Raw genomic sequence first — 21,551 nt, 5'->3', positions numbered from 1 at the left:
GTGGCTGAGTGGATGAGCCACTGAACCAGTGGACCGCCCGCAAGGTCAACCCCACGCGTGAGGAACCCACTTGCCCGGTCCGTACGCGAACTCCGGTGGCTGTGTGGCGGGTTGGACCGGACCAACTTTGTGTGAATCGTTGACATGTACGCCGTCCGGCGCAATTCTGAGAGCGCTCTCAAACGGATACGGACGAGCCGCGTCCGCCGACATCCACCTCGCTGAACCCCCACATCAAGGAGGCAGAGAGTGCGCGCGACATCCAGATGGACGACCTGGGCCCTGGCCGCTGCCACGCTCACGACGACCCTGCTCACCTTCGGCACACCCTCCCGTGCCGAGGCGGCGGTCCCCGCGACCATCCCCCTCACGTTCACGAACAACTCGGGCCGCAACGAACCCGTCTACATCTACGACCTCGGCACCCAGCTCTCGACGGGACAGCAGGGCTGGGCCGACGCCGGCGGCGCTTTCCACGCCTGGCCGGCGGGCGGCAACCCGCCGACCCCCGCGCCCGACGCGTCGATCGTGGGCCCGGCCAACGGGCAGACGAAGACGATCCAGTTGCCCAAGTTCTCCGGGCGGCTCTACTTCTCGTTCGGGCAGAAGCTCGACTTCCGCGTGACCACCGGCGGTCTCGTGCAGCCGGCCGTGCAGAATCCGAGCGACCCGAACCACAACATCCTCTTCAACTGGTCCGAGTACACGCTCAACGACTCCGGCCTGTGGATCAACAGCACCCAGGTCGACATGTTCTCCGCCCCGTACGCCGTCGGCGTCAAGGCGGCCGACGGGACCACGAAGACCACCGGGCACCTCAAGGCGGGCGGATACACCGGCTTCTTCAACGCGCTGCGGAGCCAGCCGGGCGGCTGGGCGAACCTGATCCAGACCCGGTCCGACGGCACCGTGCTGCGGGCGCTCGCCCCGGGGCACGGCATCGAGGGGGGCGCGCTTCCGGCCACCGTGATGGACGACTACGTCAACCGCGTGTGGCAGAAGTACAGCTCCTCGACGCTGACGGTGACACCGTTCGGCGACCAGCCGAACACGAAGTACTTCGGCCGGGTCTCCGGCAACGTCATGAACTTCACCAACAGCTCCGGCGCCGTCGTCACCAGCTTCCAGAAGCCCGACTCGGACAGCATCTTCGGCTGCTACAAGAAGCTCGACGCACCCAACGACCTGGTGCGGGGCCCCATTTCCCGCACCCTGTGCGCGGGCTTCAACCGCTCGACGCTGCTGACCAATCCCAACCAGCCGGACGCCAACTCCGCGAACTTCTACGCGGACTCGGTGACCAACCAGTACGCCCGCAAGATCCACGCGCAGATGGCCGACGGCAAGGCCTACGCGTTCGCCTTCGACGACGTCGGCAACTACGAGTCCCTCGTCCACGACGGCAACCCGCAGCAGGCCTACGTGACGCTGGACCCCTTCAGCTGACCGACGCACGGGGGCGGGACGGGGCGGGTGCCGGGACAGGGCACCCGCCCCGTCTCCCCGTGCCGCCCCTACTCACCGCCGGGCCGGGCCGGCCGGGGAGCGAGACTGCGGTCCACCAGGTCGCGCCAGCCGGACTCCAGGCGCTCCAGAGGCATTCCGCGCTGCCGGGTGAGATGGCTGACGAGCACCGGGTCCAGGTAGCCCATCAGAGTCTGGGCGACCAGTTCGACATCCGCGCCCGAGCCCGCCTGGCGCAGCAGCATGCAGACGTGCATCAGCCGCACCCGGTACGGCGCGGACGTGAAACGGCGGCTCGCGTCGGGCTCGGCGGCGAGGTACAGGTCGAGCTGCTCGGAGGTCTGGCGCAGGGTGCGGCAGCCGAAGGCGCGCAGCCGCTCCGCCGGTGAGGCACCGGGCCCCAGGGGCGCCGGGCCGGTCATGAAGGCGGCCTGGAAGCGCTGCTCGGTGTGGTCGAGCAGGGCCATCAGCAGGCCGGTGCGGTCGCCGAAGCGCCGGAAGACGGTCCCCTTGCCCACCGCCGCCGCGGTGGCGACGGCCTCCATCGTGAGCCGGTCCACTCCCTGCTCCTCGACCAGGCGGGCGGCGGCCTCCAGGAGCCGCGCGCGGTTGCGGGCCGCGTCGGCGCGCAGCGGGGCGGCGCCGGGGGCGGTCAGCTCCATCAGAACGGGCTCGTCGGACGGGTCCTGTCGCTTCGGGAACGGTGGGAGTGGCGTGGACATGAACCCAGCGTAACGGCAATCGGGGCCAACTGGACTGCGGTCCGCTTCGGTGATAGACCTGTAAGCGGACCTCGGTCCGGTTTGTTGCCGCAGTGTTTCAGCGTTTCCAGTATCGGGAGATATCCATGTCCGTTCGCATCCTCGCGCTCGTCGGCAGCCTGCGCGCCGGTTCCCACAACCGTCAGCTCGCCGAGGCGGCCGTGAAGCTCGCCCCGGAGGGTGCCGAGGTCGACCTCTTCGAGGGCCTCGCCGAGATCCCCTTCTACAACGAGGACATCGACGTCGAGGGCGATGTTCCCCCCGCCGCGGCCCGGCTGCGTGAGGTGGCCGGCTCCGCCGACGCCTTCCTGCTCTTCTCCCCCGAGTACAACGGCACCATCCCGGCCGTGCTGAAGAACGCCATCGACTGGCTGTCCCGTCCCTACGGCGCCGGCGCCTTCACCGGCAAGCCGGTCGTCGTGGTCGGCACCGCGTACGGCCAGTTCGGCGGCGTGTGGGCGCAGGACGAGGCCCGCAAGGCCGTGGGCATCGCCGGCGGCACCGTCCTCGAGGACGTCAAGCTCTCCGTCCCCGGCTCCGTGGTCCGCTTCGCGGAGACGCACCCGGCCGACGACGCGGAGGTCGCCGCCCAGATCGCCGAGGTCGTGAACCGTCTGCACAGCCACGTCGGCGCGGTCGAGGTCGCCTGACAACTCGCTGGTGGGCCGGTCCGGTTGATCCGGGCCGGCCCTCGGCATGTCGCGGCTCGGTCACCACGCGTCCCAAGATCGCCACGACCCTGGCGGAGCGGCGGCCTCCGCGACAGGATGCCCGCATGAAGAGTGATCTCTTTTCCAGTGACCACATGGTGCAGCCCGCCGTCGCGGCGGGCATGACGCTGCAGAACGCCAAATCCATCAAGTACGCCGTCCAGGGGGAGATGTTCGCGCGCCAGGGCGCGATGGTCGCCTACCGGGGCAGCCTCCAGTTCGAGCGCAAGGGCCAGGGCGTGGGCGGCATGCTCAAGCGTGCCGTCACCGGTGAGGGGCTTCCGCTGATGGCCGTCCGCGGGCAGGGCGAGGCCTGGTTCGCGCACGAGGCGCAGAACTGTTTCATCGTGGGCATCGAGCCGGGCGACGTCTTCACGGTCAACGGCCGCAACGTTTTGTGTTTCGACGCCACGCTGTCGTACGACATCAAGACCGTGAAGGGTGCGGGCATCACCGGCGGTGGCCTGTTCAACAGTGTCTTCACCGGCCACGGCGACCTGGGCCTGATATGCGAGGGCAACCCTCTGGTCATTCCCGTCACGCAGCAGCAGCCGGTGTTCGTCGACACGGACGCCGTCGTCGGCTGGACCGCTCACCTGCGGACCTCCCTGCACCGGTCGCAGTCCATCGGCTCGATGATCCGCGGGGGATCCGGCGAGGCGGTGCAGCTGAAGCTGGAGGGCGAGGGCTATGTGGTCGTCCGGCCCAGTGAGGTGACTCCCCAGAAGCAGCAGCAACACTGACCGACAGCGGTCCGGGAAGCGGGAGTCGGGGGTGTCACGCCGTGTCGGCGTGGCACCCCCGGCCCGTGGGCCCGTCCCGTCAGTGCTTCGCGGCGGGGGTGTTGGCCGCGGTGACGTTCACCGCCGCCCAGGCCCTGCCCACCGCCTTGTACTCGGTGCCGGTCGACCCGTACAGGTCCGCGGCGGCCTTGAGCGTGGCCTTGCGCGCGTCATGGAAGTCGGTCGTCGAGACCATGTAGCGGGTCAGCGCCCGGTAGAAGACGGCCGTCGCCTTGGTCCGGCCGATGCCGGTCACGCGGGAACCGTCGTACGTCGGCGAGTCGTAGGTCACGCCGCCGATCGTCTTGCGTCCGCTGCCCTCGGCGAGCAGGTAGTACGCGTGCGAGGAGACACCGGAACCGGCGTGCACCTCGGTGTCGTAGGCGGCGGGCGACCAGTAGTCGACGGCCTCCTCCAGCAGATCCAGGGACGGGTGGTCCAGGCGGCGCAGGAACTTCTGCGCGAGGCCCAGTTTCTCGCCCACCAGGTAGTTCGGCGGGTTCTTCGGGTTCTTGGCCGCGAACTCGACGTTCGAGCCGAAGATGTCGGCCAGCGACTCGTTGAGGGAGCCCGCCTCGCCGTACTGGTTGCCCTCGTCGTCCACGCGGGTGGGTTCGAGCGCCGCGGTCGCGTCGACGACTCCGTGGGTCAGCTCGTGGCCGGTGACGTCGAGGACGACGAGCGGCTTCTTGAAGAACTGGCCGTCGCCGTCGCCGTACAGCATGCAGCCGCAGGTCGAGTCCCAGAACGCGTTGCCGACCTTGTTGCCGAAGTGGACCATCCCGCGGGCGCCGGCGCTGTTGTTCTTGATGCCCTTGCGGCCGAAGGTCTTCTTGTAGAAGTCCAGGGTCTTGGTGATGCCGTACTGCGCGTCCACCGCGGCGCTGGCCCGGGAGGCGGTGGTGCCGGTGCCCCACTTGTTGTCGCCGTCGGTGATCTTCTTGCCCCGCGCGAAGGACTCCAGTTCCTGTCCCCTGGCGTCCCGGGTCTCGGTGTTCCACCGGGTCGGGTCCTTGAGGACATAGCTGGTCCGGGCGGTCCGGGTGGTGGTCAGCGCCACCTTCCCGGCGAAGAGCGAGGCGCCGCTTCCGGTCGCCGTCGCCGGGTAGTGGCCCGCTCGCGCGGCGCTCGTGAGGCCCGGGAGTCCGGCGGCGAGACCGGTCTGCGGGGTGGCGCTGCCGCCCCGTTCGCGCAGGGTGTCGGCCAGGGAAGGCGAGATGAACTCGTCGTTGTCCGGGATGCTGCTGCGGATCCTGCCGGTGTGGGCGTCCACGACGACCGTGCGGGAGCCGCCGGCCTCCGTGGTGCCGCTGTCCGTCACGGTCACCTGGTAGGCGAGGGCGGCGGCGCCCTCGCGGGCGTCCACGACGAGTCGGGCGGCACCCGCGTCGCCCCGGGCCTCGTCGGCCGCCTTCCGCTCCGCCTGCTGGGGCGTCAGTTCCGCCCGTACGGTGGCGGGCTCGACCGGATGACCGGCGGCCCGGGTCACGCCCAGGTACTGCGACCGGTCCCCGAGGTGCACGACCAGGTCGCCGCCGAGGACCGGCAGGCCCTGGTGGGCGCGGACGAACCGCACGTGCTGCTTGCCGTCGGGGTCCGTCATCACGTCCTTGGCCCGCAGGGTGTCGCCCTGGGCCACCCCGGTGTCGTCCGCGTGGGCGAAGGCGGCCGCCCTGGCCGCCGCCACCGGCGACGAGGACGCGGCCGCCGCGCGGGCGGGAGCGTCGGGCACGGCCGCGAGGGCGGGGCCCGGAAGCGTGGCGGCCGTCGTCACGGCGACGGCTATGGCCACGCGGCGTATGTGGGGTCTACGCACTGAGTTCCTTCGGTACGGGGCGGCCGGCGACGCCAACCGCCCGGTGACACGGCGCCGTTCGGCGCCGCGGGGGCCTGTCGGGCCCCGAGTGACCACCGGCCGACGTGCCCGCCGGTGCGTCGACCGGACAGATGTGACCGACCAGGAACCGGTTGCCTGCCGGGACCTGCCGGACGGCTGATGTGACCCATGTCGCACGGGGGACGAGACACACGGCACAGCACGGCACGGCCGAGGGCCCGGCCGGTCGGGCAGGTACGGACGGCGTGCTCAGCTATCGATGGCTCCGGAGCCGCCCGAGTCCTCAGACCGTCCGCCCGGCCAACGCCGAGAGCAGGGTGCCCAGTTCGCCGACGGGGCCGGGTGCGAGTCGCAGGGCCGTCAGACGCGTCCGCGCTTCGGCGAGGTGGCGTCGGGTCTCGTGTTCGGCCCGGGTGCGTCCCCCGGCCCGCTCGACGAGGGCCGCCGCGCGACGAGCGCCGTCGCTGTCGAGGGCGCCCGGGGCGGTGAGGAGTTCGGCGAGTTCGCCGCCTCCCGGCGCCGCGCCGAGGGCGGCCAGGACCGGCAGCGTCTTCTTCCCCTGGCGCAGATCGCCATGGACCGGCTTGCCGGTGCGCTCCGGCTCGCCCCAGATGCCCAGCACGTCGTCCGCGATCTGGAACGCGACGCCCAAGTGCCGTCCGATGAGGTCGAGTTCATTTGCCGTGTGGTCGGGAGCACCCGCCAGCCGCGCGCCGAGCGCGAGCGCGCAGCCGAGCAGCGCACCCGTCTTGCGCTCGGCCATCGTCACGTACTCCCCCGCGCGGACCGCCTCCGGCCCGGTCCAGGGTCGCTGCGCGAAGAGCAGGTCGTCGGCCTGGCCGCCGACCAGGTCGCCGAGGGCGGTGGTCAACTGCCGTACGGCAGGGCCCGCGTGGGGCGTGACGGCGAGGGTCTCGATGCCCAGGGCGAACAGCGCGTCGCCCGCGAGCACGGCGGGCCCGGTGCCGTATGCCTTCCAGAGCGCGGGGCGGCCGCGGCGCAGCGCGTCGCCGTCCATGATGTCGTCGTGGAGCAGCGAGAACGTGTGGACGAGCTCCACCGCCACGGCTCCCGGCACGCCCGCCGACCCCGGCCCGGACACCGCCTCGGCACCGAGCACCGCCAGCGCCTGTCGGATCCCCTTGCCCCGGCCGGGGCCGGCGGCCGCGCCGTCGGCCTCGCGGAGGCCCAGCGTGTAGCGGGCCATCTCCGCGACCCAGGGGTGCAGTCCGTCGATCGCGTCCGTCAGGGCGGGCGCGGTGAGGTCGCGGCAGCGACGCAGGATGGACGGGGCGTCGGGTGATGCCGTACCGGTGCGGGGCCCGGCCGCGGCCGGTGACGCGGTGGCTGTCACGGCCGGGGTCCCGGGCGCTGTCACCGGCACAGCCGGTGTCGTTGCCGTTGGCACGGCCGGAGTCGCGGTGGCCGTCGTGGGCCGGCGCAGGGCCATCGGTGTCATCGTGCCGCCTCCGCTCCGGCGCGCTCCGGTGCCAACCCGAGTTCCGTGCGGGCCCGTTCGACCATCTGCCGGGCGTGCCGCAGACCGATGCCGTCCAGGACGTCGGCCAACTCGGCGAGTTCGGCGGCGGTTTCGTCGCGGTCCCGGCCCAGTCGGGCCAGCGACTTGGCGAGGCCCAGCCGGGACAGCGCCCGTCCGCGTGGCTCGCTCATCTCCTCGAACTCGGCGAGCGCCTGGGCGTAGAGGTCGCGGGCCTCGGTGTAACGGCCCGCACGGTAGAGGACGTTGCCGCGCATCTTGTGGTTGTAGGCGAGGGCGCCGGAGAGCTTCATGGCGCGGCAGGACGCCTCCGCCTCGGTCAGCAGCTCCAGGGCGCGTTCGGTGTCTCCGTCGCGCACGGAGACGATGTCCGCGAGGCCGCGCAGTGCCCAGGCGTGGCCGCGCCGGTCCTCGGCGCCGGCGGCTATGCCGGCCGCCTCCTCGAAGAGGGCGTACGCGGTGTCGTACGCGCCGGTGTTGCGGTGGATCTGGGCGATGCCCTCCAGGGCCCACACCGTGTGGCGGGCCTCGCCGCGCTTGCGGGCCTCGGCCAGGAGCTGTTCGTGGAGGGTGGTCACCGCCTCGTAGTCGCCCTGGATGCGGCCGGTCTCGGCCATGCCGGCCAGGGAGTAGCCGCGCACCACGATGTCCCCGGACGTGCCGCCGAGTTCGGCGGCGAGCCGCAGCAGCCGCCACGCCAGCGGGAACGCGCCGCGCTGCCGGGCCAGCGTTCCGCCGCTCCACAGCGCCCACGCCATCGCGGCACCGTCGCCGGCGTCACGCGCCGTGCGGTAACTCGCCTTCCACGCGCGGTCCGCGTCCGCCACCTGCCCGAGCCTGCGGTGCGCCTCGGCGACCGCGAGCCCCGATCGGGCGGCCTCGGTGCGCTCCCCCGCGCGCTCGGCGGCGCGCAGTTGCTCGGTCCCCGCCGCGAGGACGTCGGTCAGTGAGGAGTTCACGGACAGGGTGGTCAGAGCGCCCTGGTACTCCGGGGCGAAGGCCTTGCCGTACATGAATGCCTTTCCGTCTGCCACCGTCCGGCCGCGGTCGGTGCGGCCCGGAGGTGTGCTGTAGCTGGCTGTCGTGCGGCGCTGACGTTGGAACATCCCGGATCCTCGACGTACACACGGCATGTATACGCAAGGTGTATAGTTCGTCCGGTTTCCATGCGTGAATTCCCGCTCGATGGTGATGGCGGTGTCCGCCGCTCGTTGCCGATCAAGACGACGAACGGGTTCGCGGGGTTGCCTCCCGACCCGAATCACGTTGCGAGGGAGCCCGAACGGGCCGCAGGATGACGGCGGTCCACCTCCTCGCGACGGAAAGCAGGCACGGATGTCCGCAGGCCCGATGCACGCCGACGAGGCACCGATCGACGGTCCGCTCGTACGGCGGCTGCTGGCCGCTCAGTTCCCGCGGTGGGCCCGACTGCCGCTCAGGCGCGTCGAGTCGGCCGGAACCGTCAACGCCCTCTACCGGCTCGGCGACGACCTGGCCGTGCGGCTCCCCCGCGTGCCGGGCGGTGCCGAGGACGTGGCCAAGGAGGCGACCTGGCTGCCCCGGCTCGCTCCGCTCCTCCCCGTCCCCGTACCGGAGATCATCGGTCTCGGTACCGCGGCCGAGGGCTACCCGTGGCAGTGGAGCGTGTTGCGGTGGATCGACGGCGAACTGCCCGTCGCGGGCGCCCTGTCCGACGCGCGGGGCCTGGCGGCCGACCTCGGCGCCTTCGTCGCCGCGCTGCGCCGGGCCGGTCTTCCGGACGGCCCACCCGCCTACCGCGGTGACCCCTTGAAGACCGTGGACGCCGAGACGCGCTCGGCGATCGAGGAGTTGCGGGGGGCGATCGACACCGGCGAGGCGACGGCGGCCTGGGAGGAAGCCCTCGCGGCACCGGTGTGGACGGGGCCGCCCGTCTGGCTCCACTCGGACCTGATGCCGATGAACCTCCTGACCCGCGCGGGCCGCCTCGCGGCCGTCATCGACTTCGGCACGCTCGGCACCGGCGATCCCGCCTGTGACCTCGTCCCGGCCTGGAATCTGCTTCCCCCGGAAGCGCGGAGCGTCTTCCGGGACACTGCGGGCGCCGACGACGCCCTGTGGGCGCGGGGCCGCGGCTGGGCCCTGTCCATGGCCCTGATCCAACTGCCGTACTACCGCACGACGAACCCGGTGATGGCGGCCAACGCCGAGCACGTGATCCGGGCGGTGCTGACGGAGCGCCGGTCCGGCTAGCGGGTGCCGTCCGGTTCCCGCTCAGTCCACCAGAGCCTGGGTCCCGAGGACGCCGAGGAGGGCGACGCGTTCGGCGTCCCGCGTGCCGGGCTCGACCGTGTAGACCATGATCCGCAGGTCGTTGCCGGCGACGCCCAGCACGTCGCAGTCCAGCGTCACCGCCCCCACCTGCGGATGGTCGACGGTCTTGCGCGCGGCCTCGTGGTGGGCGACGGCACCGGAGTCCCACAGCTCCGCGAACCGGTCGCTGGACGCCCGCAGGTCGGCGATCAGCCGGCGCAGGCCCTGGTCCGCCGGATAGCGGCTCACCGTCACGCGCAGATCCGCCGCGAGCGTCGCCTCGAAGGTCCGCCGTTCCTCCGGCGTGTGGCGGACGCGGCTGCCGGGGCCGACGAAGTTGCGCCAGACGCCGTTGCGTTCGTTCCCGCGCCACCCCGAGGGGTCGCCCAGCAGGGCGGCGTAGAGCGGGTTGGCCAGCAGCAGGTTCCACGCCGCGTCGTACACCGCGACGGGTGTCCCCGCCAGCCGGTCCAGCATCCGGTGGACGCCCGGTGTGATGTGGGTGGGCACCATGCCGCGGCCCGGCGGGACGAGTCCCGCCACCTGGAAGAGGTGCTCGCGCTCCGTCGCGGACACCCGCAGCGCCCGCCCGAGGGCTTCGACGACCTGCTCCGAGGGGTTGGCGGCCCGGCCCTGTTCCAGCCGGGTGATGTAGTCGACCGAGATCCCCGCGAGGAGGGCCAGCTCCTCGCGGCGCAGGCCCGCGGCGCGCCGGTGGCCGCCGCCCGGCAGCCCCGCCGCCTCCGGGGAGACCCGGTCGCGCCAGAGCCGTACCGTCCGCCCGAACTCGGTGCTCGCCATGCCCTCAACTGTGCACCCCGGCGCGGTCGGGTGCCTGGTACTGGGAGTCCCAGGAAGGCGGGACGCCTGGCTGTCCGCACCACGCCGACCGATGCTGGATCCATGACCACCACATTGATCACCGGAGCGAACAAGGGTCTCGGCTTCGAGACCGCCCGCCGACTCGTCGCGGCGGGCCACACCGTCTACGTGGGCAGCCGCGACGCGGAGCGGGGGCGCCGCGCCGCCGGGGAACTGGGGGCGCGTCCCCTCCTCATCGACATCACCGACGACGCGTCCGTCGCCGCGGCGGCGAAGACCGTCGAGGCCGAGGGCGGCCTGGACGTCCTGATCAACAACGCCGGTATCGAGGGGCGCGGCGAGGGCAACGGCGTGATCGGTGCCGCCGACACGACCGCGGACACGATGCGCGAGCTGTTCGAGACGAACGTCTTCGGTCTGGTCCGCGTCACCCACGCCTTCCTGCCGCTCCTCCGGCGGTCCGCCGCCCCCGTCATGGTGAACGTCAGCAGTGGCCTGGCCTCGCTGACGGGGATGAGCGACGCCGCCTCGCCGGGCCACTTCTACCCGGGCATCGCGTACCCGGCGTCCAAGACGAGCGTCAACATGATCACCGTGCAGTACGCGAAGGCGTTCCCCGACATCCGGATCAACGCCGTGGAACCCGGCTTCACGGCCACCGACCTGAACGGCAACACCGGGGTCCAGACCGTGCAGCAGGGCGCCGAGATCATCGTCCGTATGGCACGCCTCGGCCAGGACGGCCCGACCGGCGGCTACTTCGACGCGCAGGGCCCGCTCCCCTGGTGACATTCGCACCTCCGACGGGCCGCCGCGGGCACCCGGACCACCGGGGTCCGCGGCGGCCGAGGCGGCTGCGGATCCCGCGTGATCCACGCGCTGTCACGGCCGGCACCGCCGGGCCCCACCACCTCAATGGAACACGTATTCGAATACAGGGGTACGCTGGCCGTATGGCCACGCACCTCCAGGGCTCGCTCTTCGACCAGACGGACGAGCTGCACCTGGGTCCGCTGAACGGGACGCGCCGCACCACGCTGGGTGCCGGCGCCTGGATCGACCTGCTGCCGGGCTGGCTCGGCGGGGCGGACGAGTTGTTCGCCCGGCTCTCCGCCGAGGTGCCGTGGCGGGCCGAACGCCGCCAGATGTACGAGCAGGTGGTCGACGTCCCCCGGCTGCTCTCGTACTACCGGGCGGGCGACGCGCTGCCGCATCCGGTCCTCGACGAGGCACGCGACGCGCTGTCCGCCCACTACGCCGGAGAACTCGGCGAGCCCTTCACCACGGCGGGCCTCTGCTACTACCGGGACGGCCGCGACAGCGTGGCCTGGCACGGGGACCGGATCGGCCGGGGCGCGCGGGAGGACACGATGGTCGCCATCCTCTCCGTGGGCGCACCGCGCGACCTGCTGCTGAGGCCCCGGGGCGGCGGCGGGACCGTGCGGCGGCCGCTGGGCCACGGCGACCTCGTCGTGATGGGCGGTTCCTGCCAGCGCACCTGGGAGCACGCGATCCCCAAGTCGGCGCGCGCGACCGGCCCCCGCATCAGCATCCAGTTCCGGCCCACCGGCGTGAACTGACCCGGCGCCGCCCGGGCCCGGTCCCTCAGGGGGCGAGCTGGGCCTGCACCGCCGGCGCGTACCGGTCGACGATGGCGTCGACGGAGGTGGCCCGCAGATGGGTGCCGCGCGCGATGCCGTACATCACGCCGAGGCCGAGCAGGGTGCTCACGGCGAGTTCGGCGCGCAGGCCGGCGCCCGGTCCGCTCAGCCGCTCCGCGAGACGCTCACTGACCTGGGTACGGAAGTTGGCGCGCAGTATGTCGCCCTGCTCCCCCTGGAGCGGGGCGAAGACGATCCGCAGGACGGGGTCGGCGCCCCGTTGCGTCTGGCCTTCGAGGAGGTGGCGGACCATGTGCCGGCCCAGCTCCTCCAGGGGGGCGTCGAGCAGGGCGTCGGCGTCGGACTCGAAGGACATCACGCGGGCGAACAGCGCGTCCTTGTTGCCGAAGTACTTCAGGATCAGCGGCGCGCTCACCCCGGCCCGGTCGGCGACCGCCTTGAGCGTGATGTCCGCGTGGGCGTGCCGGGCGAGCAGATACCGGGCCGCGCGCAGGATGGCCGCCCTGCTGGCCTCGGCGTCACGGCGGGGCGCCGCGGGGGCGGCGACCGCGTCCCCGGCCGGCGTCCCGGCGGCCGGCTGGTCGCCGGGGCCGCCCGGGACGGTCGCGGGCGCGGTGAGACCGGTGGGGGGCGTGGTCACGGTGCTCAGGCTCCTTCGAGGGCCTCGTCGCGGGACGCGCCGGTACGGCTGCCGGTACGCGGGGTCACGCGCGAGGCGGGGTCGGTGGGGATCGACAGGGCGGCCGCGCAGGCCACCAGTGCGACCGTACCCGCCATGACGAAGGCCAGCAGATAGCCGTGCAGCGTCGGTATCGGGGCACCGGCGACGAGGCTCGTGTGGTGGACCAGTACGGCGGCCACCGCGGCGCTGCACACCGCCTGCCCGATCGTGCGCATCAGGACGTTGACGCCGTTGGCGGACGCGGTCTGGCCCGCCGGAACGGCGCGCAGGATGAGGGTCGGCAGGGCGGAGTACGCGAACGTGGTGCCGATCGCGCAGACCGTGGCTCCGATGATGATCATCCACAGGTCGCGGCTGTCCAGGATGCGTATCGCGTAGCCGGAGGCGATGATCGCGGTGCCGAGGGCCAGCGTGACGCGTGGGCCGCGGGCCGCCGAGATGCGTGCCGAGACGGGCGACAGGAAGAGCATGGTCACTCCGCCGGGCAGCAGGCACAGGCCGGTCGCCACGATGGACAGCCCCAGTCCGTAGCCGGTGGCCTCGGGTGCCTGCACGAGCTGGGCCGTGACCAGGGAGTTGCCGTAGAAGGCGAACCCGGTGAGCAGGGCGGCGATGTGGGGCAGGGCGACGCGCGGACGGGCGGCCAGCCTCAGGTCGACGAGGGGGCTCACGGCCCGCAGCTGCTGCCGCACCCACACGGTGAGGATCACGGCACAGGCGGCGAACAGTCCGAGGATGCTCGGACTGGTCCAGCCCCAGGTGCCGCCCTGCGACACGGCGAGGAGCAGGCACACCAGACCGGCGGCCAGACCCATCGCGCCCAGGGTGTCGAAACGGCCGGGCTCGCGCACCGGGGACTCGCGCACCGCCCACCAGGCGAGCGTGAGTCCGACGACGCCGAGGGCGGTCGTGGCCCAGAACATCACGTGCCAGTTCGCGTACTGGACGATGAGGGCGGCGAGCGGGAGACCGAGTGCCGCGCCGATGCCGACCGTGGAGCTCATCAGGGCGACGGCGGAACCGGTGCGCTCGGGCGGCAGTTCGTCCCGCAGGATGCTGATCGACAGGGGTACGACGGCCGCCGCCGCGCCCTGGAGCGCCCGCGCCACGATCAGGATGCCGATGTCCGAGGTGAGCGCGCACATCAGCGAGCCGACCGTCATCAGCCCGAGGGCCATCAGCAGGACGCGCCGCTTGCCGTACATGTCACCGGCGCGGCCGAGGACGGGGGTCAGTACCGCTCCGGAGAGGAGGGTCGCGGTGACCATCCAGGAGACCGCGCCCGCGGAGGCGCCGGTGAGCCGGGGAAGGTCGGGCAGCAGCGGGACGACCACCGTCTGCATGACGGCCATCAGGATCCCGCCGAACGCGAGGACGGGAATCGCGAGCCGCTCGCGCAGAGCCGCCATGAACACTCCAGGAGTAGGCATGAAAAAGGGGTGAATGACAATTCACCTTACCGGTGAATTGTCATTCACCCCAAGCCGTGCCGTCCCTTACACAGCGAAAGGAGGGCCGTCCCTGCCGGGACGGCCCTCCTCCTCGGCCGCCGCGCCGGCCCCCGCGCCGCCCTATCGGTGCGAGCGGGCCTGCACGCTCCGCGCCACCTTGGGCCCGAGCCAGCGCTTGAAGCGGCGCAGCGCCTCCAGCCGTCCGGCCGCGCGGTCGATCCGGTAGTACAGCTGCGGAGGGATGTAAGGCAGCAGCGGCGAGTGCCGCTGGCCGAGCAGCGCGAACATCTGGGCCGGTGGCAGACGGATGTAGCGCGGCAGGTTCTCGTACCACTGGGCGCTGTGCCGGGCGGCGCTCTGCACCGGCAGGAGTTCCGCCCTGCGCTCACGCCCGTAGGCGTCGAGGGCGGTCTCCAGGTCCGCGTGCCCCTTCAGCGCGCGGGCCAGCGCGATGGCGTCCTCCAGGGCGAGGGTGGTGCCCGCGCCGATGGAGTAGTGGGTGGTGTGCGCGGCGTCGCCGAGCAGGACGAGGTTGCCGCGGTGCCAGGTGCGGTTCGTCAGGGTCCGGAAGGTGAGCCACTGGGCGGCGCCGTCCGGCTGCGCCCGGCCGATCAGTCCGTGCCCGTCGAGCAGGTCGGCGAAGAGTTTCTCCAGGAGGGCGAGACCGTCGGCCTCGCTCGCCGCGTCGAGCCCGAGGCCGGTCCAGGTCTCCGAGGAGCATTCGACGACGAGCGTGCTGTGGTCGTCGCCGAACCGGTAGGCGTAGCACCACACCCAGCCGTGGTCCGTCTCCACGAAGGAGAAGGTGAAGGAGTCGAAGACCCGGGTGGTGCCGAGCCAGACGTAGTAGTTGCTCCCGACGGCGGTCTCCGTGCCGAAGTGATCGGCATGGCGCTCGCGCAGGGCACTGTTGACGCCGTCCCCGGCGACGACGAGGTCGGCGTCGGGCAGCTCGTCGGGGGTGATCTCCCGTTCGTACTCGACGCGCACGCCGAGCGATCGGGCTCGCTCGGCGAGCAGGTCGAGCATCCGGCGGCGGCCGATGCCGAATCCCTCGTCGCCGGGGTGCACGGTCGTCCGGTCGCCGACGTGGGCGACTCCGTCGTTCCAGCAGACCGAGTTCTCGCGGACGGCGAGGGCGGACACGGGGTCGCCCTCGCGCAGTTTGTCGAGCAGGCCCGCCCAGTAGGTCACGCCCCAGCCGTACGTGGATCCGGCCGGGTTCCGCTCATGGACGGTGATGTCATGGGACGGATCCTGGAGCTTCATCAGGATCGAGAAGTACAGGCTTGCGGGTCCGCCACCGACGCACGCGATCTTCACGCGCACTCCCCTATGTTGCACAAAGCGGTCAATTGATCACGAAGAGTAGCAGGGCTCGGCGCACCGGGAGTTCACGCCAGTTCACGGGGGTGATCGCCGCCACTCGGCGCCGCCCGCGACAGCAAGATCACCGACAACGGGCCGGTCCGCCGCAGGATTTGCGTCGACGCCGCGTCGCGAGCTCCCGCGACAGCAAGATCATCTTCGTTCAATCTTGCACGACATGTACATGAATGTCCGGATCGCAGCCAACCGACATTCGGCGATTTCTCCCGCTGTTTGACGATCCGATAGGCATACCGGGTCAGCAACTCAGCCCATTCCAGGAGGAGTCCGCATGCCGGAACTCACCCGCCGCCGCGCCCTCGGGGCGGCCGCCGCCCTCGCCACGGCCGCCGGGGCCCAGGCCCTCACCGCCTCGCCGGCGTCCGCGTCCCCCACGAGGACGACGGCCGACGAGCACCACCACGGCGGACCCGAGGTCTTCGACGAGGTCTTCCGGGGGCGCCGGATAGAAGGCCGTCCGGTCACCGGGGGCGGCCACCACCACGGCGGCGGATACGCCGTGTTCATCGACGGCGTGGAACTGCACGTGATGAGCAACGCCGACGGCAGCTGGATCAGCGTCGTCAGTCACTACGACCCCGTGCCGACCCCGCATGCCGCAGCCCGCGCCGCCGTCGTCGAGCTGCAGGGGGCACCGCTCGTGCCCTTCGCCGCCAACTGAACCACCCAGCAAGCAGATCGTGGAGTTCCGCACATGACCGTACGAAAGAACCAGGCGAGCCTGACCACGGACGAGAAGCGGCGTCTCGTCGACGCGCTGGTCCAGCTCAAACGCAGTGGCCGGTACGACGCCTTCGTCACGACGCACAACGCCTTCATCCTCGGCGACACCGACAACGGCGAGCGCACCGGCCACCGTTCACCGTCGTTCCTGCCCTGGCACCGCAGATTCCTGCTGGAGTTCGAGCGGGCCCTGCAGTCCGTGGACGCCTCGGTGGCGCTGCCGTACTGGGACTGGACCGCCGACCGCACCACGCGCTCCTCACTGTGGGCGCCCGACTTCCTCGGGGGCACCGGGCGCAGCCTCGACGGCCGGGTGATGGACGGCCCGTTCGCCGCCGCGGCGGGCAACTGGCCGGTCTCCGTACGCGTGGACACCCGGACCTATCTGCGCAGGTCGCTGGGGACCGGGGTGCGTGAGCTGCCCACCCGCGCCGAGGTCGAGTCGGTGCTGTCGATGGCGACGTACGACATGGCGCCCTGGAACAGTGCCTCGGACGGTTTCCGCAACCACCTGGAGGGGTGGCGGGGCGTCAATCTGCACAACCGGGTGCACGTCTGGGTGGGCGGGCAGATGGGCACCGGCGTCTCCCCGAACGACCCGGTGTTCTGGCTCCACCACGCCTACATCGACAAACTGTGGGCGCGGTGGCAGCGCCTGCACCCGGACTCCGGGTACGTACCGGTCGCGGGCACGCCGAACGTCGTCGACCTGAACGAGACGATGAAGCCGTGGAACGACGTGCGGCCCTCGGACCTGCTGGACCACACGGCGTTCTACACGTTCGACACGGACTGACGCCGGGCCGCCGTCAGGCGTTGCCGGCCGCCTCGGCGCGGCACTCCGGGTGGCCCCAGCCCTGGTCGTTCTTCGCGATGGTCTCGCCCGCGGCGTAGGAACGCCCGCAGAGGCAGCGGCCGGGGAACTTCGCCTTGAGGGTGCGGGCCGACGCGCCCTGCCGGGGCGTCTTGGCGGCGGGCCGACGGCGGGCCGGCGCGGAGGAGACGGGGGTGTCGGGCGACGCCGGCGGCTCCGCGGAGCCGAGGTCGCTTCCCGCGGGCTGCTGCACGACGGCGGCCTGGCTGGCGGCACGGTCGGCGAAGTCGTTCAGCCGGTCGCCGTCGACCTGGTGGGCGGGGACGTAGCGGAACTCCACGCTGCGGCCGGTGAGCAGTTCGTCGATGCGGGCGACGAGTTCCTGGTTGGCGACGGGCTTGCCGGCCGCCGTCTTCCAGCCCTTGCGCTTCCAGCCGGGCAGCCAGGTCGTGACCGCCTTCATCGCGTACTGGGAGTCCATCCGGATCTCCAGCGGGACATCGGGCGCGACCGCCGTCAACAGGCGTTCCAACGCCGTCAGTTCGGCGACGTTGTTGGTGGCCGTGCCGAGCGGGCCCGCCTCCCAGCGGGTCGGGGTCTCGTCCCCGTCGGCGACGACCCAGGCCCATGCGGCAGGGCCCGGGTTTCCCTTCGAGGCCCCGTCACAGGCGGCCACAACACGTTCAGGCATGGCCCCGATCATGCCACGCCCGGGCGGTGCCCCCGCGCACGGGCAGCGGGCTCAAGGCAGCGCCGGGTGGCCAGCGCCGGCCAGCAGGCGCAGGCCGAGCGGCGTGGCCGCGTGCAGCACGTACTTCCCGTCGCGGTGGCTGGCCACGAGCCCTCCGTCGCGCAGGACACCGATCTGGTAGCTGACGCTGGGCATCGCGATGCCGATGGCCTGGGCGACGTCGGAGGTGGTGCGGGACCCGCCGAAGGCGACCTCGGTGAGGACGGCGGTCCGGGTGCGGCCCAGCAGGCGTTCGACACCGCCCTCCGCGTTCCGCGCCATGGTCAGCGGCACCTTCTCCACCGGGTAGACCAGCACGGGATCGAGGCCGGGGTCGGCCAGCGCGGTCGGGCGGCGCCAGCAGAAGAACGAGGGGACGAGGAGCAGTCCGCGTCCCTCCAGGTACAGGTCGCGCTCGGTGGGATAGTCCACTTCGAGGACCGGGGCCCGCCAGTGGGCCATCGGGCGGAGTCCCTCCAGGAGTGCCTGTGTGCCGCCGTCCAGGACGGTCCGGGAACGCGCGTCGACATCGTTGCCGACGGCGGTGCGGATGTGCGTCCAGTACGGCTGGAGGAGGGTCCGGAAGTAGGCGGAGAGCGCCGCTGTCAGAGACGTGCGGGTGTCACCGCCGGGACGGCCGAGCGAGGTCGTCCAGGACGGCAGCGGGCGGGAGTCGGCGAGCCGGGTCAGGTCGCGGGTCAGCCGGTGGCGCGGGGTTCCGTGCAACGCGTCGAGGCCGGCCTGCAGTCCCCCGCCGGTGACCGGCGGGGTGAGGAAGTCCGGGATGTATCCGGCCGACGGGATCAGGGCCCGTAAGGGACGCAGCGCGCGGCCCGCGAGCGCGTCCGTGGCGAGGCGGTCGCGGGCCGCGCGCCGCCAGTGCCCGAAGTCCAGCGGTCCTTCTCCGGTCTCCAGTCGGCAGACGCTGCAGACCAGTTCCCACAAGGGATCGGGCTGCCGGGCGACGCGTACGTTCTGCAGGTCCTGTGAGGTGAAGTGGATGCGCAGCATGCGGACTCTTTCGCTCGCCGTCCTGGTGGGGGGTCCGGCCGCCCGGAGGCGGCACGGTCACAAGGAGGGACGATTACCGCATGCGTGTGGTTGCCCACGCGGACGAAAGCGTCAGGACACGTCCGTCATCCCGGGCATCTCACCCTGGGTCGTGGACATGTCGATCACGGAGAACGACGCGCCCTGCGGGTCGCTGATCGCCGCGAACCGGCCGAAGGGACTGTCCATGGGACCGAACCGCAGGACACCGCCGCGCGCGGTCGCCCGGGCCACCGCCTCGTCGCAGTCGTCGACGCCGAAGTACACGTTGACGTACGGCGGCACCTCGGGCGGGAAGTCGTCCGTCATCTTCATCCGTCCGAGGACGGGGTTGCCCTCCAGGCTGAAGACGCGGAAGTCGACGTTGTCGTCCTCCACCTGCTGGGCGGCGAAGGGGAAGACGGCGGGGAAGAACGGGTCGGACTTGCCGGGGTCGCGGGTGAAGACCTCGGCCCAGGCGTACGCGCCCGGCTCGCCGATCTTCTCGAAGCCCTCGTGGACGCCCCCCTGCCAGACGCCGAAGACCGCACCGCTGGGGTCGCGGGCCAGCGTCATGGTGCCGAAGTCGCCGACCTGCATCGGCTCCATGAGCACCTCGCCGCCGTTGGCCTTGATCTTCTCGGCGGTCGCGGCCGCGTCCGGGGAGGCGAGGTACAGGCACCAGGCGGACTGGCCCTCCTGCCCGGGCATCGGCGGCACGACGGCGGCCACCGCCTTGCCGTCGGAGAAGGCCTGCGTGTAGTTGCCGTACTCCGAGGACGCCTCGCCGAACGTCCAGCCGAGCACATCACCGTAGAAACTCTTGGCCCCCTCGACATCGCTGAACATCGCGTCCGCCCAACAGGGCGTTCCTTCAGGCTGTACGGCCATGACCAGTACCTTCTCCGGTTCGGTGAACGGTTCCGTTGTTCACGCTAGCCAGGCTTCGCGCGGGTCGCGCGCCGAGCGACGGGTGCCGCCACGCCCTTCGGCCGGGCGGGCGGGCGCGGCGCGGCGCCGCCGGTGTGCGGCGGCGGCACCCGGCCCGGGCGGTCCGCGCCGGAGCCGGGTCCCGGACGCGGGTGTACCCGCCGGCCGGCCTGGGGAGAGAGCGCTTGCTCCCTACTCGGCCACTGGAGGGGACCACCGCCGATGGCGTCGTCCGAGAAACCGCTCGACCACCGTTACCGGGACGAGCATCCGATCCGCACCCTCGCCTATCTGTTCCGCGCCGACCGTGGCCGGCTCGCGGCGGCGTTCCTCGTCTTCACCGTCAAGCACAGCCCGCTGTGGCTGCTGCCGCTGATCACCGCGACCATCATCGACACCGTCGTGCAGCACGAGCCGGTCACCCGGATCTGGGCGAGCGCCGGGGGCATCCTGTTCATCCTCCTGGTCAACATCCCGATGCACCTGCTGTACGTACGGCTGCTCTACGGCAGCGTGCGCCGCATGGGAACGGACCTGCGCTCGGCGCTGTGCACCCGGATGCAGCAGTTGTCCATCGGCTACCACTCGCGGGTCAGCGCGGGCGTCCTGCAGGCCAAGGTGATCCGCGACGTGGAGACCGTGGAGCAGATGGTGCAGCAGACCGCCGAGACGGGGCTCGGCGCGCTCACCGTCCTCACGGGCGGGCTCGTCGTGATCGCCGTGCGCACACCGGAGTTCGTGCCGGTCTTCCTGTGCGTGGTGCCGGTCGCCGCCCTGCTCGTGGCCCGGCTGCGGACGCGGCTGCGCACCCAGAACGAGCACTTCCGGCACGAGGTCGAGCATCTGTCGTCGCGCGTGACGGAGATGACCCGGCTGATACCGGTCACCCGGGCCCACGGTCTGGAGGGGAAGGCGCTGCGCCGGGTGGACGGCACGCTGCGCCAGGTGCTCAGTTCCGGGCTGCGCCTCGACCTGCTCAACGGCCGGTTCGCGTCCCTGGCCTGGGTGTTCCTGAACGCTGTCGGGGTCCTCTTCCTGACGGGCGCGGCGCTGGTGTCGTACTACGGGTACGGGAGTGTGACGCCCGGCGACGTGGTGATGCTCAGCGCCTTCCTGACCACGCTCACCACGTCCACGACGACCCTCGCGGGGCTCGCGCCGGTCATCACCAAGGGCCTGGAGTCGGTGCGTTCGGTCGGCGAGGTGCTCCAGGCGCCCGAACTGGAGGACAACGAGGGCAAGTCGGAGGTCGGCTCGGTGCGCGGTGAGGTGGCGTTCGAGGGGGTGGGCCACACCTATGCGGAGGGTCCGGGACGCGAGCACGAGGAAGGGCGGCCCGCCGTACGGGACTTCACCCTCAGGGTCGCTCCCGGGGAGACCGTCGCGCTGGTGGGCGCCTCGGGCGCGGGCAAGTCCACGGTGCTCAACCTGGCCATCGGGTTCATCCGTCCCACCTCGGGCCGGCTGCTGCTCGACGGCACCGACATGGCCGGCCTGGACCTGCGCACCTACCGGCGGTTCGTGTCGGTCGTGCCGCAGGAGTCGATCCTCTTCGACGGGACGGTCCGCGAGAACGTCGCCTACGGCATGGACGACGCCGGTGACGACGCGGTGCGCACGGCTCTGCGCGACGCCAACGCGCTGGAGTTCGTGGACCGGCTGCCGCAGGGCCTCGACACCCTGGTGGGCGAGCACGGGGCCCGGCTGTCCGGGGGCCAGCGGCAGCGGCTGGCCATCGCGCGGGCGCTGATCCGCGATCCCCGGGTCCTCATCCTGAACGAGGCGACCTCCGCGCTCGACACCCGTTCCGAGGCGCTCGTCCAGCAGGCGCTGGCGCGGCTGCTGCGGGGCCGCACCACGTTCGTCGTGGCGCACCGCCTGTCCACCGTCCAGGGCGCCGACCGCATCGTGGTCATGGACGACGGGGCGATCCGGGAGATCGGTTCGCACGAGGAGCTGATCCGACGGGGTGGCGCGTACACGGCGCTGCACTCGGGACAACTCGCCTGACCCGC

Annotated in this window: 20 protein-coding genes; 9 read left to right on the top strand and 11 right to left on the bottom strand. The window is 72.0% G+C overall.

What is annotated here, in order from left to right; genetic code table 11:
• The first annotated feature begins 282 nt into the window (after nucleotides 1–282).
• Nucleotides 283–1,446: a glycoside hydrolase family 64 protein gene (locus OG406_RS35820; protein ID WP_266854778.1), complete on the top strand. Its 1,164-nt coding sequence runs from the start codon at nucleotides 283–285 to the stop codon at nucleotides 1,444–1,446.
• Between the two features lie 68 nt (nucleotides 1,447–1,514).
• Here OG406_RS35820 and OG406_RS35815 read toward each other — a convergent pair whose 3' ends face one another.
• Nucleotides 1,515–2,186, bottom strand: coding sequence for a TetR/AcrR family transcriptional regulator (locus OG406_RS35815; RefSeq protein ID WP_164370474.1), 672 nt, complete (start codon nucleotides 2,184–2,186; stop codon nucleotides 1,515–1,517).
• A gap of 125 nt (nucleotides 2,187–2,311) precedes the next feature.
• Between OG406_RS35815 and OG406_RS35810 the strand changes: the two genes are divergently transcribed.
• On the top strand, nucleotides 2,312–2,875 hold the full coding sequence (locus OG406_RS35810; protein WP_164370473.1) for an NADPH-dependent FMN reductase: 564 nt from the start codon (nucleotides 2,312–2,314) through the stop codon (nucleotides 2,873–2,875).
• A 125-nt stretch (nucleotides 2,876–3,000) separates the two neighbouring features.
• Nucleotides 3,001–3,678, top strand: a complete 678-nt coding sequence (locus OG406_RS35805) for an AIM24 family protein (RefSeq protein ID WP_164370472.1) — start codon at nucleotides 3,001–3,003, stop codon at nucleotides 3,676–3,678.
• A gap of 79 nt (nucleotides 3,679–3,757) precedes the next feature.
• Here the strand turns inward: OG406_RS35805 and OG406_RS35800 are convergent, their stop codons facing one another.
• From OG406_RS35800 to OG406_RS35790, 3 genes are all read right to left on the bottom strand, one after another.
• Nucleotides 3,758–5,533 (bottom strand): M4 family metallopeptidase, encoded by a 1,776-nt coding sequence (locus OG406_RS35800; protein WP_164370471.1) that lies wholly within the window; start codon nucleotides 5,531–5,533, stop codon nucleotides 3,758–3,760.
• A 304-nt stretch (nucleotides 5,534–5,837) separates the two neighbouring features.
• The gene (locus tag OG406_RS35795; RefSeq protein ID WP_443067131.1) at nucleotides 5,838–6,908 is read right to left on the bottom strand and encodes a polyprenyl synthetase family protein; all 1,071 of its coding nucleotides are present in this window, start codon (nucleotides 6,906–6,908) and stop codon (nucleotides 5,838–5,840) included.
• 101 nt (nucleotides 6,909–7,009) lie between these two features.
• A complete protein-coding gene (locus tag OG406_RS35790; protein ID WP_326844129.1) occupies nucleotides 7,010–8,065 on the bottom strand; it encodes a tetratricopeptide repeat protein in 1,056 nt (351 codons plus the stop codon).
• A gap of 322 nt (nucleotides 8,066–8,387) precedes the next feature.
• Between OG406_RS35790 and OG406_RS35785 the strand changes: the two genes are divergently transcribed.
• Nucleotides 8,388–9,284, top strand: coding sequence for an aminoglycoside phosphotransferase family protein (locus OG406_RS35785; RefSeq protein ID WP_266853282.1), 897 nt, complete (start codon nucleotides 8,388–8,390; stop codon nucleotides 9,282–9,284).
• 21 nt (nucleotides 9,285–9,305) lie between these two features.
• Here OG406_RS35785 and OG406_RS35780 read toward each other — a convergent pair whose 3' ends face one another.
• Nucleotides 9,306–10,145, bottom strand: coding sequence for a helix-turn-helix transcriptional regulator (locus OG406_RS35780; RefSeq protein ID WP_267051712.1), 840 nt, complete (start codon nucleotides 10,143–10,145; stop codon nucleotides 9,306–9,308).
• A 102-nt stretch (nucleotides 10,146–10,247) separates the two neighbouring features.
• Between OG406_RS35780 and OG406_RS35775 the strand changes: the two genes are divergently transcribed.
• Both OG406_RS35775 and OG406_RS35770 read left to right on the top strand, forming a co-directional pair.
• On the top strand, nucleotides 10,248–10,955 hold the full coding sequence (locus OG406_RS35775; protein ID WP_266610673.1) for an SDR family NAD(P)-dependent oxidoreductase: 708 nt from the start codon (nucleotides 10,248–10,250) through the stop codon (nucleotides 10,953–10,955).
• A 164-nt stretch (nucleotides 10,956–11,119) separates the two neighbouring features.
• The gene (locus OG406_RS35770) at nucleotides 11,120–11,746 is read left to right on the top strand and encodes an alpha-ketoglutarate-dependent dioxygenase AlkB (protein ID WP_164370466.1); all 627 of its coding nucleotides are present in this window, start codon (nucleotides 11,120–11,122) and stop codon (nucleotides 11,744–11,746) included.
• Nucleotides 11,747–11,771: 25 nt separating this feature from the next.
• Here the strand turns inward: OG406_RS35770 and OG406_RS35765 are convergent, their stop codons facing one another.
• From OG406_RS35765 to OG406_RS35755, 3 genes are all read right to left on the bottom strand, one after another.
• Nucleotides 11,772–12,437 carry a TetR/AcrR family transcriptional regulator gene (locus OG406_RS35765; RefSeq protein ID WP_382749633.1) on the bottom strand — a complete coding sequence of 222 codons (666 nt, stop codon included), beginning with the start codon at nucleotides 12,435–12,437 and terminating at the stop codon, nucleotides 11,772–11,774.
• On the bottom strand, nucleotides 12,434–13,900 hold the full coding sequence (locus tag OG406_RS35760) for an MFS transporter (RefSeq protein WP_266853285.1): 1,467 nt from the start codon (nucleotides 13,898–13,900) through the stop codon (nucleotides 12,434–12,436). The genes OG406_RS35765 and OG406_RS35760 overlap by 4 nt, the downstream gene beginning before the upstream one ends.
• Nucleotides 13,901–14,041: 141 nt before the next feature.
• Nucleotides 14,042–15,244, bottom strand: a complete 1,203-nt coding sequence (locus tag OG406_RS35755; protein WP_329189837.1) for an FAD-dependent monooxygenase — start codon at nucleotides 15,242–15,244, stop codon at nucleotides 14,042–14,044.
• Between the two features lie 337 nt (nucleotides 15,245–15,581).
• Between OG406_RS35755 and melC1 the strand changes: the two genes are divergently transcribed.
• Nucleotides 15,582–15,971, top strand: a complete 390-nt coding sequence (gene melC1 / locus OG406_RS35750; protein ID WP_326843910.1) for an apotyrosinase chaperone MelC1 — start codon at nucleotides 15,582–15,584, stop codon at nucleotides 15,969–15,971.
• 33 nt (nucleotides 15,972–16,004) lie between these two features.
• Nucleotides 16,005–16,829 carry a tyrosinase MelC2 gene (melC2, locus tag OG406_RS35745; protein WP_326843909.1) on the top strand — a complete coding sequence of 275 codons (825 nt, stop codon included), beginning with the start codon at nucleotides 16,005–16,007 and terminating at the stop codon, nucleotides 16,827–16,829.
• Nucleotides 16,830–16,842: 13 nt separating this feature from the next.
• On the opposite strand, the gene OG406_RS35740 is transcribed toward melC2, so the two are convergent.
• From OG406_RS35740 to OG406_RS35730, 3 genes are all read right to left on the bottom strand, one after another.
• Nucleotides 16,843–17,550: a ribonuclease H family protein gene (locus OG406_RS35740; RefSeq protein ID WP_326843908.1), complete on the bottom strand. Its 708-nt coding sequence runs from the start codon at nucleotides 17,548–17,550 to the stop codon at nucleotides 16,843–16,845.
• A gap of 39 nt (nucleotides 17,551–17,589) precedes the next feature.
• Complete coding sequence (locus OG406_RS35735) at nucleotides 17,590–18,588, bottom strand: ArsR/SmtB family transcription factor (RefSeq protein ID WP_329189834.1); 999 nt, start codon at nucleotides 18,586–18,588, stop codon at nucleotides 17,590–17,592.
• A gap of 111 nt (nucleotides 18,589–18,699) precedes the next feature.
• Nucleotides 18,700–19,497 (bottom strand): VOC family protein, encoded by a 798-nt coding sequence (locus OG406_RS35730; protein WP_164375687.1) that lies wholly within the window; start codon nucleotides 19,495–19,497, stop codon nucleotides 18,700–18,702.
• A 261-nt stretch (nucleotides 19,498–19,758) separates the two neighbouring features.
• Between OG406_RS35730 and OG406_RS35725 the strand changes: the two genes are divergently transcribed.
• Nucleotides 19,759–21,546: an ABC transporter ATP-binding protein gene (locus OG406_RS35725; RefSeq protein WP_329189832.1), complete on the top strand. Its 1,788-nt coding sequence runs from the start codon at nucleotides 19,759–19,761 to the stop codon at nucleotides 21,544–21,546.
• The last annotated feature ends 5 nt before the right edge of the window (nucleotides 21,547–21,551 follow it).

The organism is Streptomyces sp. NBC_01428, assembly GCF_036231965.1.
Lineage (GTDB): Bacteria > Actinomycetota > Actinomycetes > Streptomycetales > Streptomycetaceae > Streptomyces.
This window is presented reverse-complemented; position numbering and strand designations above follow the sequence as displayed.